Below are 13,879 nucleotides of genomic sequence, written 5' to 3'. Positions count from 1 at the left end.
TTTCTAGCAGAATATTCGCAGCCCAATATTTTTAGCTCAGTATATTTGCAGCCCAATATTTTTAGTTCAGTATTTTTAGCCCAGTATTTTTAGCCCAATGGAGGGGCCAGATCTTGAAGACAAAGAATAAAGGATCAGGAACCAAGCCAGTACAGTTGAAGATAGCCAAGACGAAAACCGTCGGTACTAATAAGGTCGCTAAAAAGTCGATCCCTCAAGCAACGAGCACCAGTGTGTTACGTTCTAAGCTCTCACCAGCAAAGACAACTAAGGCGACTACAATTAAAACGACTACAATTAAAGCGACTACCGCCCTAAAGGTCTCCGTCACTGAGCACCTCTCTAATTCACGACTCGTTAAGAGCGCCGAAGCTGTAAAGCTAAAAACTCAGAGGTCCGAGCTAAAGCTCGTTGCTAAGGGTGTTTCCAAGGTTGTGGTAGCGAAGTTGCCAGCAACTAAGATCTCTCGCTCAGAGTCAACCTCATACGGCAGTAAGATTATAGCCGGTGTATTTAGTGTTGATACTCCAACGCCAAAACCAAAGCCTACCCTCGTTACGCGCGCATCGATCGAGAAGGTTGTTACGCAGAGCGTCGCTCCAGTTGATGTTATTTCGTTCAAGGTTGGCGATAAGATCGTTTATCCTGGGCACGGTGTTGGTGAGGTTGAAGGGGTTCGTACTACCGTTCTTGGTGGTCAGGAGCATCACATCTACAACATCAAGATCCTTGAAAGTGGCATGAAGGTCATGGTTCCGCTCTCTCAGGCGAGTTCAGTAGGTCTACGCAAAGTAGTCGATAAACGCGCCATCGATGAAGTCTATACGATCCTTAAGGATCGTGATTTCAAGATCGATACTCAGACCTGGAACCGTAGATTTCGTGAGTACTCTCAAAAGATCAAGACCGGCTCTGTCTACGAGATCGCTATCGTTTTGCGTGACCTCTCGGTATTGAGCGCTGATAAAGAGCTCTCGTTCGGCGAGAAGAAGATGTTAGACATGGCAGAGTCGCTCCTTGTTTCTGAGATAGCAATCGCTAAGGCTCGTCCGCACGATAAGGTTGCTGGAGAGCTAAAGGCGCTCTTTACCTAGTAGGGCGATGTCATACTGTGTCGTGATTCCCGCTGCTGGTAGTGGAAGCCGCATGGGGGCAGCGCTACCTAAGGTTCTGCTTAAGCTAACAGAGTACTCACAGAACCAAACTCGTTCAATTCTACAAGAGACCGTGCATACCTTTGCTGCTGATGCTGCCTGCCGCTCTATCGTAGTGTGCGCGCCGGCTGAGTGGCGGACCTTCTTTATAGAGCAGCTCTCTGATTATAACCAAGTCGTGGTAACTGCGGGCGGAGCCACCCGGCAGGAGTCAGTGTTACTCGGCGTGGAGGCCTTTAATAAGCAGGGGATACTACTCGACGATACGGTTGTGCTTGTACATGATGCGGCACGTTGCTGCCTAACACAGGAGCTAATAAAGCGAGTTGTTGAGGGGGTGCTGCAACACGGAGCCGTTACAGCGGCTGTTCCGGTGGTTGATTCACTCTGTCGCGTTCAGGATGGTATACTTGAGGAGTACGTAGATCGTAAAAATGCTTGGGCTATTCAGACCCCGCAGGGCTTTCTGTTGCAGGATCTGCTCCATGCACATAAAACTGCGCAGCTAGAGCAGCTCGAGGCGCTCGATGACGCAGAGCTAGTTGCGCGCATACGTCCGGTGCATATAATCCTGGGCGATCGATTTAATATCAAGGTAACGCAACCGCACGACCTTGAGGTGGCAGACCGGATTATATCTAGCAGATAGGGGGGCGCTCGTTATGGATCTACGCATTGGACAGGGGATCGATATTCATCGCTTTAAGGCTGGCAGACGGTGTATTTTGGGGGGTGTTGAGATCCCGAGTGAGGTAGGGCTACTTGGGCACTCGGACGCCGATGCGCTTACGCACGCTTTAATGGATGCGGTGCTCGGTGCGATCGGACAGCGCGATATCGGCACACTTTTTCCGGATACAGACGCTGCGTTTAAGGATGCTGATAGCATCGTGCTTCTCGCAAAGGTTTGGGAGATTGCCAAGGCCGCCGGCTGGCGCATAGTAAACGCTGATATCTCACTCCTGGCGCAGATCCCAAAGGTAAATCCATACGTGACTGAGATGCGCGAGCGTTTAAGTGCCGTACTTGAGTGTGAGCTAGAGCGCGTTACTATTAAGGCAACTACGAGCGAGAAGCTTGGATTTATTGGACGGGAAGAGGGGGTGCTTGCAAGCGCCGTTGTGTTAATACAGCGTGAGTAGGTGTGAAGGTATAAAGGTAATTTTTAAGCAGAGAGTTTATAATAGCTATGCAATACAAACGTCTCGGATCAGCAGGAATCAAGGTCAGTCAACTCTCATTTGGTTCATGGGTAACCTTTGCAGGTCAGCTCGATGACTCAAAGGCGATTGAGTGTATGCAGATAGCGCACGACGCAGGTGTAAACTTCTTTGACAACGCCGAGGCCTATGCCGGCGGTGAGTCTGAGAACGTTATGGGGCGCGTGCTTAAAAAGTGCGGCTGGCGCAGGTCATCCTACCTAGTCTCAACCAAGCTCTACTGGGGACTGCATGATGGCCCAAACGAAAAAAACACCCTTAATCGTAAGTACCTAATGCAGGCTATCGATGGCTCGCTTGAGAGGTTGCAGCTTGAACATGTCGATCTGCTCTTCTGCCATAGGCCAGATCCTGATACTCCGATAGAAGAGACCGTACGCGCCATGAGCGATATTATCACGCAGGGCAAGGCGCTCTATTGGGGCACCTCCGAATGGAGTGCCGAGCAGATTACGCAGGCCTGCAAGATAGCCGAGCGCTATAACCTGCATAAACCTCAGATGGAGCAACCGCAGTACAATATGTTCTGCCGTGAGAAGGTAGAGCGTGAGTTCGCGGGGCTCTACAAAGAGCTGGGCCTTGGTCTGACCACCTGGAGCCCCCTCGCGTCAGGACTACTAACTGGCAAGTACAGCTCCGGCATTCCAGCTGGCAGCAGGGCCTCCCTCAAGGGGTATGAGTGGCTTCAGGAGAAAATGGTAACCCCAGAACGAATTGCGCTTGTAACGAGGCTTGAGCCGATAGCACGCGAGCTCGGTTGCACCCTTGGGCAACTCGCCATCGCCTGGTGCCTACGGAACGAAAACGTCAGTACCGTTATCCTAGGTGCTAGTAATGCAAAGCAGCTCATAGAGAACCTAGCCGCTAAGGAGCACGTCTCAAAGATTAATGGAGCCCTGCTTAAGGAGATTGAGGCGATATTAGCATCTGAATAAGATAGGGCTTTATCGAGGCACTCTTTGCCTACATTCCTACTAAAACGTGCGCGTTGCACCGGGGGCAATTTCAAGGCTCTCTACCCCGAGGGTTGCGCACTCCTGTGAGAACTCCTCGTAGGTGCCAGTAAGTGCAGCAAAGGTCTTGTAGTGAATCGGTATTGCAACGCCGCAGCCTAGCCAAGATGCGGCGAGAGCCGCTTCACGTGGCCCCATCGTAAAGCGATCTCCTATAGGTAGTAGCGCCACATTCGGTTTATACAGCTCTCCTATAAGTTTCATATCGCTAAAGATCTCTGTATCGCCTGCGTGATACACACACCACTTTGGTGATGATATCAGGGCTCCGCAAGCCTCGCCTGCATAGACGGTACCAGCACTAGTGTCGTATGAACTTGAGTGAAATGCATGCGTCAGGCGCAACGTTAGCCGACCAACCGAGACGCTTCCACCCTTGTTCATCGGGATAACCTTTTCACTTGGAACACCCTCGGCTATCATAATCATCGCAAGCTCATACGTTGCTGCAAGCTTGGCTCCACTCTCCTTAGCGACCCGTACTGCATCACCCGCATGGTCCGAGTGGCCGTGAGTGAGAACGATCAGATCAAGCTGTTGTGGGTGCATAAGCGATCCCGGACAAAGTGGATTGCCATTAAGCCAGGGATCAATAGCAACGCGCAGGCCATCGATCTCGATAAAAACCGCCGAGTGTCCTGCGTAAGTGATGCTTTGAGTTGTCATAATATCGTCCCCATATCTTATTGCTGAAATATAATAAATCCGCGCTCATTAGCTGCACTGATAGTTTCTGCCGAGTAATAAACCGAGCGACCATGCAGGCGAATATCACCACACGCCAATCGTGAAAGCACCCAGGGATAGAGCACGTGTTCGAGCGTAAGTACCCGCGCCGCAGCCGAGGTGGCATCATCGTTTGGTAATAGCTCAAGAGCAGACTGGGCAATTAACGGCCCTGTATCGAGCCCAGCATCAACGAAGTGCGCCGAGCAGCCGTGGCGTTTAACTCCTGCTGAGACGGCGCGCGCATGGGTATTTAACCCGCTAAGCTCAGGTAATAGGGAGGGATGGATATTGATTAAACGGCCCTCAAACTCCGCAATAAACTGAGGGGAAAGCATCATCATAAATCCAGCCAGCGCAACAAAGTCAGGGTTAGTCTCCATAACCGCAGCGAGCACCCCCGCCTTAAATTCCGCTAGGGAGGAGTAACTCTCCCGTGCTACTATAAATGAGGGGATCTTGTAGTGAGCCGCCAATTCAAGACCGGCAGCTTGCGGGTTGTTCGAAACAACGGCTGCCACACGGTAGCCGTTTTGATTCTCAATTAAGGACTTGAGGTTGCTACCCCTTCCTGAGATAAGCACAGTAATGAGCAACGTAGCGGCGCAATCTGGCTTAATGGTAGCTGAACGTTCTAGGGCCATAGCGCGTAATGTAAAGAGCTGACCGTAGTGGTCATTATAGCGGTCATTTAAGGGTATGATATGAAAACATCACATAGCTTGCCAAGCATATTTGCTGTCGTGCTATCCATCTGTTTAGGAGGTATCTCTATCTCGACAGAGAGAGCTGTGGCAGAGGAGGTATTTAAGGCCACTGGTGCCACTAATGCAGCAGGGGTACTGCCTAGCAAAAAGCAGTACGACCTCCGATTGCCTCCGGTCTTACCAGGCGAGGAGATCGTGACCGAGAGTGGAAAAAAGATGAAGGTTTGGTCTAGCTCTGGCCCCGTCCCGGTTAACCAACAACCGACCCCGAACAGTATCTCTAATCCTGGATATCCAGCTGCGGTTATCGTTGATGATCGTAGGCGACAAGATCTAGGGGCGCTTGAGCGGCGGGGCGAGAGATAGTTAGATAGAGCGTTTTACGCCCGCACTAACCCACTCTGCATACGGCTCTGAGATAGCGCTTGGGCTTAGCGCAATAAACTCCGGCAGTTCGTAGGGATGCATAGAGAGCACGGCGCTCTTAAGCTCCTCCTGCCGTTCCAAGGTGCTCTTTATTATCAGTAAAGCCTCCTCACTGCTACAAAGCGAGCCCTGCCAGCGATAGATCGATTGCATACCAGGCACTATGTTTACACAGGCTGCGAGCCCCTGCTCTACGAGCTCCTTGGCTATAATGGTAGCAACCTCCTGCGAGGGGCAGCTAACTAAACAGATGATTATACACTACCCTATAATAGGGTAAAAAAGCGAGAGAATATTTCAGGGTGAAGATCGCAGAGGGCATAGTACAGCGGATGGGTTACCAGGTAACATTTCTTTGCGTGCTCGCTATTGCAAATTTGGCTGTAGCGCTGCCAAGCAATAATCGGCAGCCAAGCAATAACGACCAAGAGCTGCCAAAGAGCGGCAACCTCTCAACCTCCCTAAAATCAGGCGCAGTGAACGCCACTATCCCAGATATCTTTGGTGGAGAGGATATCTCCGATAATAATCAATCGCCAATAACTGGCTCAGTCTCGCGCACTAATAACGAGAGCTGGACCATGAAGGTCTTTAATAACTCTAAGGATCAATACTCGGTGAACCTCGACGTTATTCAGAGTGATGTAAGTGGAGCCACCGTAAAGAGTGACTCGTACTCATATAATCTAAAGCCCGGACGATCTGAGCAACGTGCAGTTAGCGCAGGAATTGGGGCACGAGACGCAGCACTTAATCTTAGAAGCTATCGAAACCTTTCAGCCGAGCGTCGCAAACGCGACGAACAGGACAAGCAGTCAGAGAAGAATAATTAAGGGGCGATTAGAACGTGGGAACTCAACGGCAGAAGATTAAGAACCCGACCAACAAGGAGCTAAAAGCTCTTGAGAAGTTCGTCGTGCCGTATAGCAACAAAACCGGCGATATCCGGTTTCACCTGACCTATCCAAACAACTACTGGGTAGCGATGTCCAATCTCGGTTTTCAAGCCGTCTACGATATCCTAGCCCGTGATCAGCGTGTGATAGTTGAACGTGGATTTTTGCCTGAAAACTCGGATGAAAAGGAGCAGCAGGCTACAAAGTGGCGTTCATTTGAGTCTGATAGGCTACTAGGCGACTGCGATATTCTCGGATTTAGCCTCTCCTTTGAGACCGATTATTCACACCTTATTCGTATCCTAAATAATCAGGGGCTGCTCTTTAACTCCTGGCAGGAGCGTGAGGCAGCAGCACAGGGCAAGTTCTCGATGCCCATTATTATAGCAGGCGGGACTGCGATCACCCTTAATCCGGAACCAGTTGCGGATCTGATCGATGCGCTTGTGATTGGCGAGGCTGAGGAGCTGCTACCTGAAATGATCGATGTCTTTCATGAAGCCAAGACTAAGGGCTGGTCGCGTGAGCAGCTCCTGCTTGGGCTGGCGCAGATTGAGGGCATCTATGTTCCGCGCTTCTATGAGCCGCACTATAACCAGGACGGAACGATGCTTAGGTTTGATGCGCGTGATGATGTTCCTCCCCGTCCACGCAGACGCTTTGTAAAGGACCTCTCAAAGTTCAAAACTTACTCCCGTATCCTTACCTCAGAAACTGAATTTAAGTCGATGTTTCTTACTGAAACCGGTCGAGGGTGTGAGATGGGGTGCCGCTTCTGTGTAGCGGGTTATATTTATCGCCCGATCAGAAAGCGTAGTGAAGAGGTCTTGCAAGAAACCGTTCAGATTGGTCTTGAAAATAGCGATGCAATCGGATTTGTTGGAGCGGCGGTATCCTCGCATAAATCTATCGCTAAACTTGCCCAGAAGGTTGCAGAGAGCGGTGCTCGCGCATCTCTTAGCTCTATTATGTCTCAGAAGGTAAGCAAGGCCCTGGCTGCCAGCATCTCTGAGAGTGAGTACAAAACGGTGGCATTAGCGCCAGAGGCTGGCAGTACTAGGCTGCGTCGCGCAGCGGGAAAGCGCGTTGATAATGAGCAGGTTATTAACGCAGCGCGCGAACTAGCGGAGTCGGGTATTAGGGGCTTTAAGCTCTATTTTATCGTGGGTCTGCCAACTGAGACCGACGAGGATGTTGATGCAATCGCGGCCCTTGCGATCACGATTCGTGATACCGTCTTTGAGATCTCAAAGACGAGCGGCAAGTTAGCCTGGGTCTCTCTTTCTATTAATCCCTTTATACCGAAGGCCTCGACCCCTTTTCAGTGGGAGTCGATGCTGGATCCGAAGGTGCTTGATAAGAAGATTGAGCGAATCAGAAAGCTCGTTATAAAGGTGCCTAATCTAGAGCTCCGTTTTGAGCCACCTAAGGAGAGCTACTTTCAGGGGCTATTATCGCGGGGTGATAGGCGTGTAGTGCGCTTGCTGCTTGAGGTTGAGCGGCGCGGTGAGAATTGGAAGTGGTTGATGAAGAAAACCTCGGCACCCATTCTTGAGGGCGTTCCGGCGGTAGATTTTTACGTTTCACGCAAGATAGGCTTTAATGAGCTCTTGCCGTGGGAGGTTGTAGACTCCCTTATTCCGCGTGATCTCCTTGAGCGCGAGGCTATGAGAGCATACCATGGGGAGGGCTGGACGCAGCCGCGTGCCCCTGAACAGCCAATCATAGATGGGGAGGATGATATAATGAGAGGGGTTACTTTATGACAAAGTTTGGACAGATAGTTCCGATTATCTCCGGCAAAGGTGGAGTGGGTAAATCAACGGTCGCTGTGAACCTTGCGGTCGCACTTGCGCGCACCGGCGCTAAGGTCGGGCTAATAGATAGTGATTTCTACGGTCCCAGTATTCCGACCCTACTAGGGGGTGGACAGGTTGTGCCTGATCACGAAGAGCGCCTTATTCCGCCAGCTAAGTTCGGTATTAAGTATATCTCGCTCGGATTTTTTCTGCAGCATCCAGATGATGCCGTAATCTGGCGTGGCCCTATGTTCAATAAGGCGCTTAATCAGATGTTTGAAGATGTTAGTTGGGGTGCGCTAGATTACATGATAGTTGATATGCCGCCTGGAACGGGTGATGCGCAGTTATCATTGTCGCAGTTGGTAAAGCTTGCCGGGGCTGTAGTCGTAACAACTCCCCAGGAGGTGGCACTTGCAGACGTTAGAAAATCTATGAATATGCTTAAGAAGGTTAACGTTGACGTGCTCGGTTTAGTCGAGAACATGTCCGGACTTCCGATGCCCGACGGCACCCTACTGCCAGTATTTGGACGCGGTGGTGGAGAGCGAACAGCTAAGCAGTTCGGCGTGCCGCTCTTAGCGCAGATCCCGATAGACATAGCTGTGCGTGAGGGTGGAGATACCGGAAATCCGGTCGCCTGTGGCGAGAGTTCCAGCGCGCAGATCTTTCATGAGCTTGCACTTAAGCTGGTTACGATCCTGGAAGAAAAGAAGCGTCAGCAACCAGCACTTAATATTGTGAACTAAATCGTTCTAATACAACCGTAACTATTGACCCCAGTAGGCGACTATAAGCCCTGCAAATCTAACCCCTTATAAAACCGGTAGGAGCCTCTAGCCGAGGGAGCTTAGTAGGTGTTAGGCTAGCGCTCGTTTCTGATACCAGAGGGATATGTACCATGTATACCGCCGTTCTTGCTCTTCACGTTATTCTAGCGATCTCGCTTGTTGGATTAGTTCTCCTGCAGCAGGGAAAAGGGGCTGATGTTGGGGCGGTTATGGGTGGTGGTGGAGCTAACTCACTCTTCGGAGTAGGTGGAGCATCATCCCTTCTTGTTCGGACGACGACTGGAGTTGCGCTCTGCTTCATGCTAACCTCTTTACTCCTAGTTAAGCTCTCTGTTTCGGATGGAATGGGAGGGGTTAGCAAGGTAGATCTGCTGGAGGGTCTGGACCCTAAGGGTCTTACGACTACATCTTCAGTAACCGTTGCGGATGCTCCAAAAGCTCCCGAAGCGGTACCTCAGGACCTTGTAAAATAAGCTGCGCAAAATAAGCGGCGAGAAATGCCCAGGTGGTGGAATGGTAGACACGCCAGTTTGAGGTGCTGGTGGCAGAAATGTCGTGGAGGTTCAATTCCTCTCTTGGGCACCAATTTCTTTTCTTAATAAGGTTCTACAAGGCCTTATTAATCCCGGTTGCAGGTCATAGACCAGCTACTTCATAATCTTCGAATTAATTACGAGCTCGCCCTGCAGGAAGATCTTCGTTCCTGGATTAAGCTTTGCATCAACTGGCAGGTTGTTTTTATCGGCGATCTTTTTGGTGTTGTCGCTCGATCCGGTGTACCAATTTGAGATCGATGTGATCGTTTCACTTGTGCTCTTTACGAGATGAATAGCGTCACCATTTGGGCTGCGTTCAACGAACTCCTTCGACTCAAGTAGCGCCAGTTGATCGAAGTTTAGCGCACCCTTCTGGCCCGCTACGATTACGCCTCCAATAGCTGGGCCAGAGCCAGGAGTAGCAGGCTTTAGCGCGCGACGTTTAGGGGTTGGAATAGGGGTTGGAGTAGGAACAAAGACCGGAATAATGACACGCTCAGTTGCTACTATCTGTGGTCCGCCGATCGTTTCTCTTCGGCCCCAGATCTCAAACTGAGCACCCGGGGGCGATGAAAGCTCACTAACCTGTTTGTAATAGGTTCTATCGAGTTGGTATGGGCCGCGAATCAGCCACTCGCTGGTGTTAAACTGATTGTCTTTAATCGGATTGGCGTGATAGACCTCGCTACGATCCGAGTAAAACATGCGCATCTCTGCGGAGCTCTCCGAGGTTCCTACGATCTCAATCGCCTGTGGGATGCCCCGTTTCCCCATAAAATTATAAAGGTATGTGCTGCCCTCCATCTCCCGCGCCAGATATAAGTTTGAGCCAACGTAGGGATTCTCTCGGCTGACCGGTAGTAGCCCCTGATTAGTCAGGGTTTCAAAATTGGGGTTGCGATTCGCACAGGCGATAACCGTAAGTAACGGAATAGTAAGGGCTACGAGCTTAATGCAGAGCGTTATTCTTGGCGCTAGTCGGGCCGATCTTATAAGAGCTCTTAGTGGATAGTTTTTCTTCATTGCAGTTTTTAGCAGTAGTTTATAGTTGTTTCTATATTTTAGTACACCTAGTGAAGGTTGTATCCGTCAATAGGGATAAATCTAGGGTCGCAAAAAAAGGCGGTTGCCCGATGCTAGGGAAGAGCTAAACTAGCGTTTCATTAGTAGTCGTTAAAAGGACAATTTAGAGATGAGGATCGTTTCGCTCCAACCATATCTAACCGACGTTCTCTCAAGCTTTGGGGTGGAAACGCAGCTAGTCGGAATTAGTCATAAGTGTATCGTCTCTGAAAATCCGGGCCGAATCGTTATCGTAACAGAGCCAGCAGAGGATGCTACAAAGGCGGTTGATGACGATCATGAGCGCTTAGCGCAGGGCCTTGCGCTAAATTCAGTAAAGGTCTCTGCGCTAATAGATGCGCGTCCAGATGTCATTGTAACTAGTTGCGTAGATAAAGATTCGACGAGCTTTATCAGCTGGGCTGAGCCATACCTGACTCGACTCTGTGGAAAAAATGTTCTTATCAAGAGCTTCTCAATTGAGAGGTTAACTGAGCTGTACGATACCTTCGAGGCGCTCGCTATCTTGATAGGAAAGGGTAGGCTCGGGCGCGATCTCGCCCAGCGCACAAAAGCGCAGACTCAGGACTGGGCTAAAAATTTCTACGACAGATTACGTAATAAGAAGGTAACGGTGCTCTCAAGTGTAAAGCCGCTTAGTCTCGCAACCGGATTAATACCAGATCTTATTCAGGCCATAACAGGACAGCCGCAAGTTAGAACGAAGGAGCAACTGCTAGCTCCCCTTACCTGGAGCGAGATAGTGGTGTTTCGCCCCGATGTTATTATCGTAGCCCCTTGCGGAGCTACGCTAGAGGAGAGCTTAAGGAGCCTAAAGGAGCTTGAAGCGGCGCCAGAGTGGGAGGATATCCCTGCTGTTAAGAGGGGCGAGGTCATCTTCTATGAGGGTGTTGAGCTATATCAACCCGGCCCCCAGTTTATTAAGGGAGTGGCCGTAATGGTATCGGCTGTAGCGGGCTTAGATAGTGGATATATTACGAAAAAAGATGAGTTTTATCGGCTCCGTTTTGTGGAGCTTCATCGACACCGCTTTATGTGCTAGCCTTAGCAGGTTATGTCGAAACAGAGTAATATAGATAGCGGTTCAGGTTGGGTCTCAGCTCCCGGGGTCGAAGATCAGGAGCTGGCGAGGCACCTTTTAAATGAGATCATTAGACACCGCTCTCAGGTAGAGTTCGACCCTGAGCGCTTTAAAGTGTGTACGGCGATGCAACTCACCTTTGCTCGGGATGGCTTCATAAGCTCTGCCGAGCGAACAGAGCTCTTGCGGGCCATGTGTGCGTCGTACAACGTAGAGTTTAAGCCGCAGATCAAAACCTCTCATCGGCGTTTTGTTGGCCCCGTAATAGGAGCGCTTAAGCGCGCGATCTCACCCTTTGTTCAGGCCATGATAGGTCCAACGTTTAGACGCCAGCAGGATTTTAATGTGGCGACTATTAAGTTGCTTGCGAATCTATCAGATGATGGCCAGAAGCCTCGGTAACCGATTATTCATCTTCGATAACGGCCAGCAGCACTCCCGCTTGAATAATAGCCCCGAGCGCCACACTAAGCGTGGTAACTACCCCAGCACCCGGAGCCTTAATCGGATGCTCCATCTTCATTGAATCAAGTACGAATAGCACCTGACCAGCAACGACCCGCGCACCCGGCTCTACGTTAATGGCCGCAACCTTGCCTGGAATCTGTGCGATAACCTGCATCCCGAAAGGTGCGCCGGTGTGAGCTACATTAGCCTGCGAGGATGCTAACTCTTCAAGCACGAAGCTCCCCTGTGCTAGGTGCACCCAGGTGAGGCTTCCATCTAGTCTAATAGTGACCTCTATAACGGTAGGGTCATCACCCAGCCGCAGCTTTGCGTGGCTAGTAGCGTCACCCGTTGCGCAGAGCTCCTCTACAGAGAGCATTAACTGCTCACTATGCGTACCATATGTAACGGCCACGGTAGCTGATCTGCTGCTGATAGTTGTGCGTGAAGAGATCGTTCCTCTCGAAGATTTAGTAACCCAGGGGAATTCAAGAGCTAGTGAGCCAGAACGTCCAGATAACCACGGGGAGTGCGAGGCCCAGGCAGAGTAGGGGGTCAGGGCACGTAGAGCTGCTGCGATGGCGTGGGCGAGCACCTCCGTGTGACGGATGGCCTCAGGGCTTGGTAGGAGCTCTACGGTGCCCTGAATGGAGTGTTGCAGCGAGCTAAAGATCGGTTGTTTGAGTAGGTGGATCAGAAGGGCGCGATTGTTTCGTACCCCTGAGATACGGGTGCCGGCGAGAACGCTTAAAAGGGCCTCGATAGCTTGAGCTCGATCTGGGGCCTGAACTATCACCTTACCCAAGAGCGAGTCGTAGTGGTGCGAGACCTCTGAACAGGGCTCAACACCAAGATCCGCTCTTACGATTGAGTTATGAGGCGAGTTAGTTGGAACATCGCACTCATGCACTATTCCGGTGGAGGTTACAAAGTCCCCGGTAAACTCTTCGGCGCACAGCCGTACCTCGACAGCGTGGCCCCTTACCTGAGGGGTGCTTAAAATACCCAGATTAGAGAGGTTCGAGCCCTCTGCTATCCGTATCTGTAGCTCTACAAGATCGAGCCCGGTCGTCATCTCTGTAACGGGGTGCTCGACCTGTAAGCGGGTGTTCACCTCTAGGAGATAAAAGGCGCCGTCGGGTGAGTAAAGGAACTCAACGGTGCCCAGATTAGTATAGTGAGCCGCCTTAGCGAGCCGACACGCCGCCTTGCACAGCTCCTCGCTCACCCCAGCCAGCAAGGATAGCGCCGGGGCCTCCTCTATCATCTTCTGATTGTTGCGCTGTAGTGAGCAGTCGCGTGTGCCAAGCGCTACTACGTTGCCGTCTCTGTCTGCCGCGATCTGAACCTCAACGTGGCGCGCCGGGGAGATGTACCTCTCTGCAAATATCTCCGAGCGCCCAAAGGCCTTGATAGCTTCGCGCTGCGCGCCATCGATCTCAGTTGCAATATCTGAGTCCGCAAGGATTAGGCGCATACCACGCCCACCACCACCGGCGGCCGCTTTAAGCAAAACTGGATAGCCGACCCGCGCGGCAAATGACCTAAGCTGCTCGGCTTTCGATGGCTGCGGATCCTCGGAGAAGATTAGGGTCGGCGAGACTGCAACATTAGCCTCCTGAGCAAGCGCCTTGGCCGCGGTCTTACTTCCAAGCACACGCATAGCCTCCGCCGAGGGGCCGATAAATATTAGCTGAGCCTTCGTTACCGCCTCTGCAAAGAGCGCATTCTCGGAGAGGAATCCGTAACCGGGATGAATACTATCTGCGCCGGAGGCTTTAGCAGCAGCTATGATCTTTTCTATTGAAAGATACGCCTCTGGCCCCCCTAGCGCCTGAGAGCTGCTTGCTTCGCGCACATAAGGAGCGTGCTTATCTACCTCAGTATAGACCGCAACTGATTCAATACTGAGCCTGTTACAGCTCTGTATAATACGACGAGCGATCTCGCCTCTATTGGCGACTAGGACCCTACTGAGTGCGCGCTGCGTGGGCATCTTA

Annotated in this window: 16 protein-coding genes and 1 tRNA gene; 12 read left to right on the top strand and 5 right to left on the bottom strand. The window is 51.2% G+C overall.

The annotated features are described in order from the left end of the window. Nucleotides 1-611 precede the first annotated feature (611 nt). Genes NTV65_07220 through NTV65_07205 form a run of 4 tightly spaced genes read left to right on the top strand, consistent with a single transcriptional unit; the run spans nt 612 to nt 3,309 of the window. A complete protein-coding gene (locus NTV65_07220) occupies nt 612-1,094 on the top strand; it encodes a CarD family transcriptional regulator (protein ID MCX6114987.1) in 483 nt (160 codons plus the stop codon). Between the two features lie 7 nt (nt 1,095-1,101). Further along, nucleotides 1,102-1,803, top strand: a complete 702-nt coding sequence (gene ispD, locus NTV65_07215) for a 2-C-methyl-D-erythritol 4-phosphate cytidylyltransferase (protein MCX6114986.1) — start codon at nt 1,102-1,104, stop codon at nt 1,801-1,803. A gap of 13 nt (nt 1,804-1,816) precedes the next feature. Beyond that, nucleotides 1,817-2,296: a 2-C-methyl-D-erythritol 2,4-cyclodiphosphate synthase gene (gene ispF / locus NTV65_07210; protein ID MCX6114985.1), complete on the top strand. Its 480-nt coding sequence runs from the start codon at nt 1,817-1,819 to the stop codon at nt 2,294-2,296. 47 nt (nt 2,297-2,343) lie between these two features. Continuing rightward, entirely contained in the window at nt 2,344-3,309 is a 966-nt protein-coding gene (locus NTV65_07205) for an aldo/keto reductase (protein ID MCX6114984.1), read from the top strand. A gap of 39 nt (nt 3,310-3,348) precedes the next feature. Here NTV65_07205 and NTV65_07200 read toward each other — a convergent pair whose 3' ends face one another. Both NTV65_07200 and purN read right to left on the bottom strand, forming a co-directional pair. After that, complete coding sequence (locus NTV65_07200) at nt 3,349-4,053, bottom strand: metal-dependent hydrolase (GenBank protein ID MCX6114983.1); 705 nt, start codon at nt 4,051-4,053, stop codon at nt 3,349-3,351. Between the two features lie 17 nt (nt 4,054-4,070). Beyond that, a complete protein-coding gene (purN, locus tag NTV65_07195) occupies nt 4,071-4,757 on the bottom strand; it encodes a phosphoribosylglycinamide formyltransferase (GenBank protein MCX6114982.1) in 687 nt (228 codons plus the stop codon). Between the two features lie 60 nt (nt 4,758-4,817). Here purN and NTV65_07190 point away from each other — a divergent pair, with 60 nt between their 5' ends. After that, on the top strand, nt 4,818-5,186 hold the full coding sequence (locus tag NTV65_07190) for a hypothetical protein (protein ID MCX6114981.1): 369 nt from the start codon (nt 4,818-4,820) through the stop codon (nt 5,184-5,186). Here NTV65_07190 and NTV65_07185 read toward each other — a convergent pair whose 3' ends face one another. Next, nucleotides 5,187-5,498, bottom strand: coding sequence for a divalent-cation tolerance protein CutA (locus tag NTV65_07185; GenBank protein ID MCX6114980.1), 312 nt, complete (start codon nt 5,496-5,498; stop codon nt 5,187-5,189). A 50-nt stretch (nt 5,499-5,548) separates the two neighbouring features. Here NTV65_07185 and NTV65_07180 point away from each other — a divergent pair, with 50 nt between their 5' ends. From NTV65_07180 to NTV65_07160, 5 genes are all read left to right on the top strand, one after another. Further along, nucleotides 5,549-6,079 carry a hypothetical protein gene (locus tag NTV65_07180; protein MCX6114979.1) on the top strand — a complete coding sequence of 177 codons (531 nt, stop codon included), beginning with the start codon at nt 5,549-5,551 and terminating at the stop codon, nt 6,077-6,079. A gap of 14 nt (nt 6,080-6,093) precedes the next feature. Then, the gene (locus NTV65_07175; GenBank protein MCX6114978.1) at nt 6,094-7,908 is read left to right on the top strand and encodes a radical SAM protein; all 1,815 of its coding nucleotides are present in this window, start codon (nt 6,094-6,096) and stop codon (nt 7,906-7,908) included. After that, nucleotides 7,905-8,690 carry an Mrp/NBP35 family ATP-binding protein gene (locus NTV65_07170; protein MCX6114977.1) on the top strand — a complete coding sequence of 262 codons (786 nt, stop codon included), beginning with the start codon at nt 7,905-7,907 and terminating at the stop codon, nt 8,688-8,690. Before NTV65_07175 ends, NTV65_07170 begins: the two co-directional genes overlap by 4 nt. A 152-nt stretch (nt 8,691-8,842) precedes the next feature. After that, nucleotides 8,843-9,205 carry a preprotein translocase subunit SecG gene (secG, locus tag NTV65_07165; GenBank protein ID MCX6114976.1) on the top strand — a complete coding sequence of 121 codons (363 nt, stop codon included), beginning with the start codon at nt 8,843-8,845 and terminating at the stop codon, nt 9,203-9,205. Nucleotides 9,206-9,231: 26 nt separating this feature from the next. Continuing rightward, a tRNA-Leu gene (locus NTV65_07160) sits at nt 9,232-9,317 on the top strand. Between the two features lie 62 nt (nt 9,318-9,379). Here NTV65_07160 and NTV65_07155 read toward each other — a convergent pair. Further along, nucleotides 9,380-10,291, bottom strand: coding sequence for a hypothetical protein (locus tag NTV65_07155; GenBank protein ID MCX6114975.1), 912 nt, complete (start codon nt 10,289-10,291; stop codon nt 9,380-9,382). A gap of 169 nt (nt 10,292-10,460) precedes the next feature. On the opposite strand from NTV65_07155, the gene NTV65_07150 reads away from it, so the two are divergent. Both NTV65_07150 and NTV65_07145 read left to right on the top strand, forming a co-directional pair. Next, nucleotides 10,461-11,393 (top strand): ABC transporter substrate-binding protein, encoded by a 933-nt coding sequence (locus NTV65_07150; protein ID MCX6114974.1) that lies wholly within the window; start codon nt 10,461-10,463, stop codon nt 11,391-11,393. A gap of 12 nt (nt 11,394-11,405) precedes the next feature. Then, nucleotides 11,406-11,834 carry a hypothetical protein gene (locus NTV65_07145; GenBank protein MCX6114973.1) on the top strand — a complete coding sequence of 143 codons (429 nt, stop codon included), beginning with the start codon at nt 11,406-11,408 and terminating at the stop codon, nt 11,832-11,834. Between the two features lie 4 nt (nt 11,835-11,838). Here the strand turns inward: NTV65_07145 and NTV65_07140 are convergent, their stop codons facing one another. Next, entirely contained in the window at nt 11,839-13,875 is a 2,037-nt protein-coding gene (locus tag NTV65_07140) for a biotin/lipoyl-binding protein (GenBank protein MCX6114972.1), read from the bottom strand. Nucleotides 13,876-13,879: the final 4 nt, after the last annotated feature.

Source organism: Pseudomonadota bacterium (assembly GCA_026390555.1).
Classification (GTDB): Bacteria; Bdellovibrionota_C; UBA2361; order UBA2361; family OMII01; genus OMII01.
The sequence above is the reverse complement of the archived record's forward strand: the minus strand, read 5'-3'. Positions and strand labels throughout refer to the sequence as shown.

What these genes read in the sequence shown, in the direction of transcription:
- ispD (MCX6114986.1), top strand. Translation starts at nt 1,102, where the DNA reads ATGTCATACTGTGTCGTGATTCCCGCTGCTGGTAGTGGAAGCCGCATG.
- ispF (MCX6114985.1), top strand. Translation starts at nt 1,817, where the DNA reads ATGGATCTACGCATTGGACAGGGGATCGATATTCATCGCTTTAAGGCT.
- NTV65_07205 (MCX6114984.1), top strand. Translation starts at nt 2,344, where the DNA reads ATGCAATACAAACGTCTCGGATCAGCAGGAATCAAGGTCAGTCAACTC.
- NTV65_07200 (MCX6114983.1), bottom strand. Translation starts at nt 4,053, where the DNA reads ATGACAACTCAAAGCATCACTTACGCAGGACACTCGGCGGTTTTTATC.
- purN (MCX6114982.1), bottom strand. Translation starts at nt 4,757, where the DNA reads ATGGCCCTAGAACGTTCAGCTACCATTAAGCCAGATTGCGCCGCTACG.
- NTV65_07190 (MCX6114981.1), top strand. Translation starts at nt 4,818, where the DNA reads ATGAAAACATCACATAGCTTGCCAAGCATATTTGCTGTCGTGCTATCC.
- NTV65_07170 (MCX6114977.1), top strand. Translation starts at nt 7,905, where the DNA reads ATGACAAAGTTTGGACAGATAGTTCCGATTATCTCCGGCAAAGGTGGA.
- secG (MCX6114976.1), top strand. Translation starts at nt 8,843, where the DNA reads ATGTATACCGCCGTTCTTGCTCTTCACGTTATTCTAGCGATCTCGCTT.
- NTV65_07155 (MCX6114975.1), bottom strand. Translation starts at nt 10,291, where the DNA reads ATGAAGAAAAACTATCCACTAAGAGCTCTTATAAGATCGGCCCGACTA.
- NTV65_07150 (MCX6114974.1), top strand. Translation starts at nt 10,461, where the DNA reads ATGAGGATCGTTTCGCTCCAACCATATCTAACCGACGTTCTCTCAAGC.
- NTV65_07145 (MCX6114973.1), top strand. Translation starts at nt 11,406, where the DNA reads ATGTCGAAACAGAGTAATATAGATAGCGGTTCAGGTTGGGTCTCAGCT.
- NTV65_07140 (MCX6114972.1), bottom strand. Translation starts at nt 13,875, where the DNA reads ATGCCCACGCAGCGCGCACTCAGTAGGGTCCTAGTCGCCAATAGAGGC.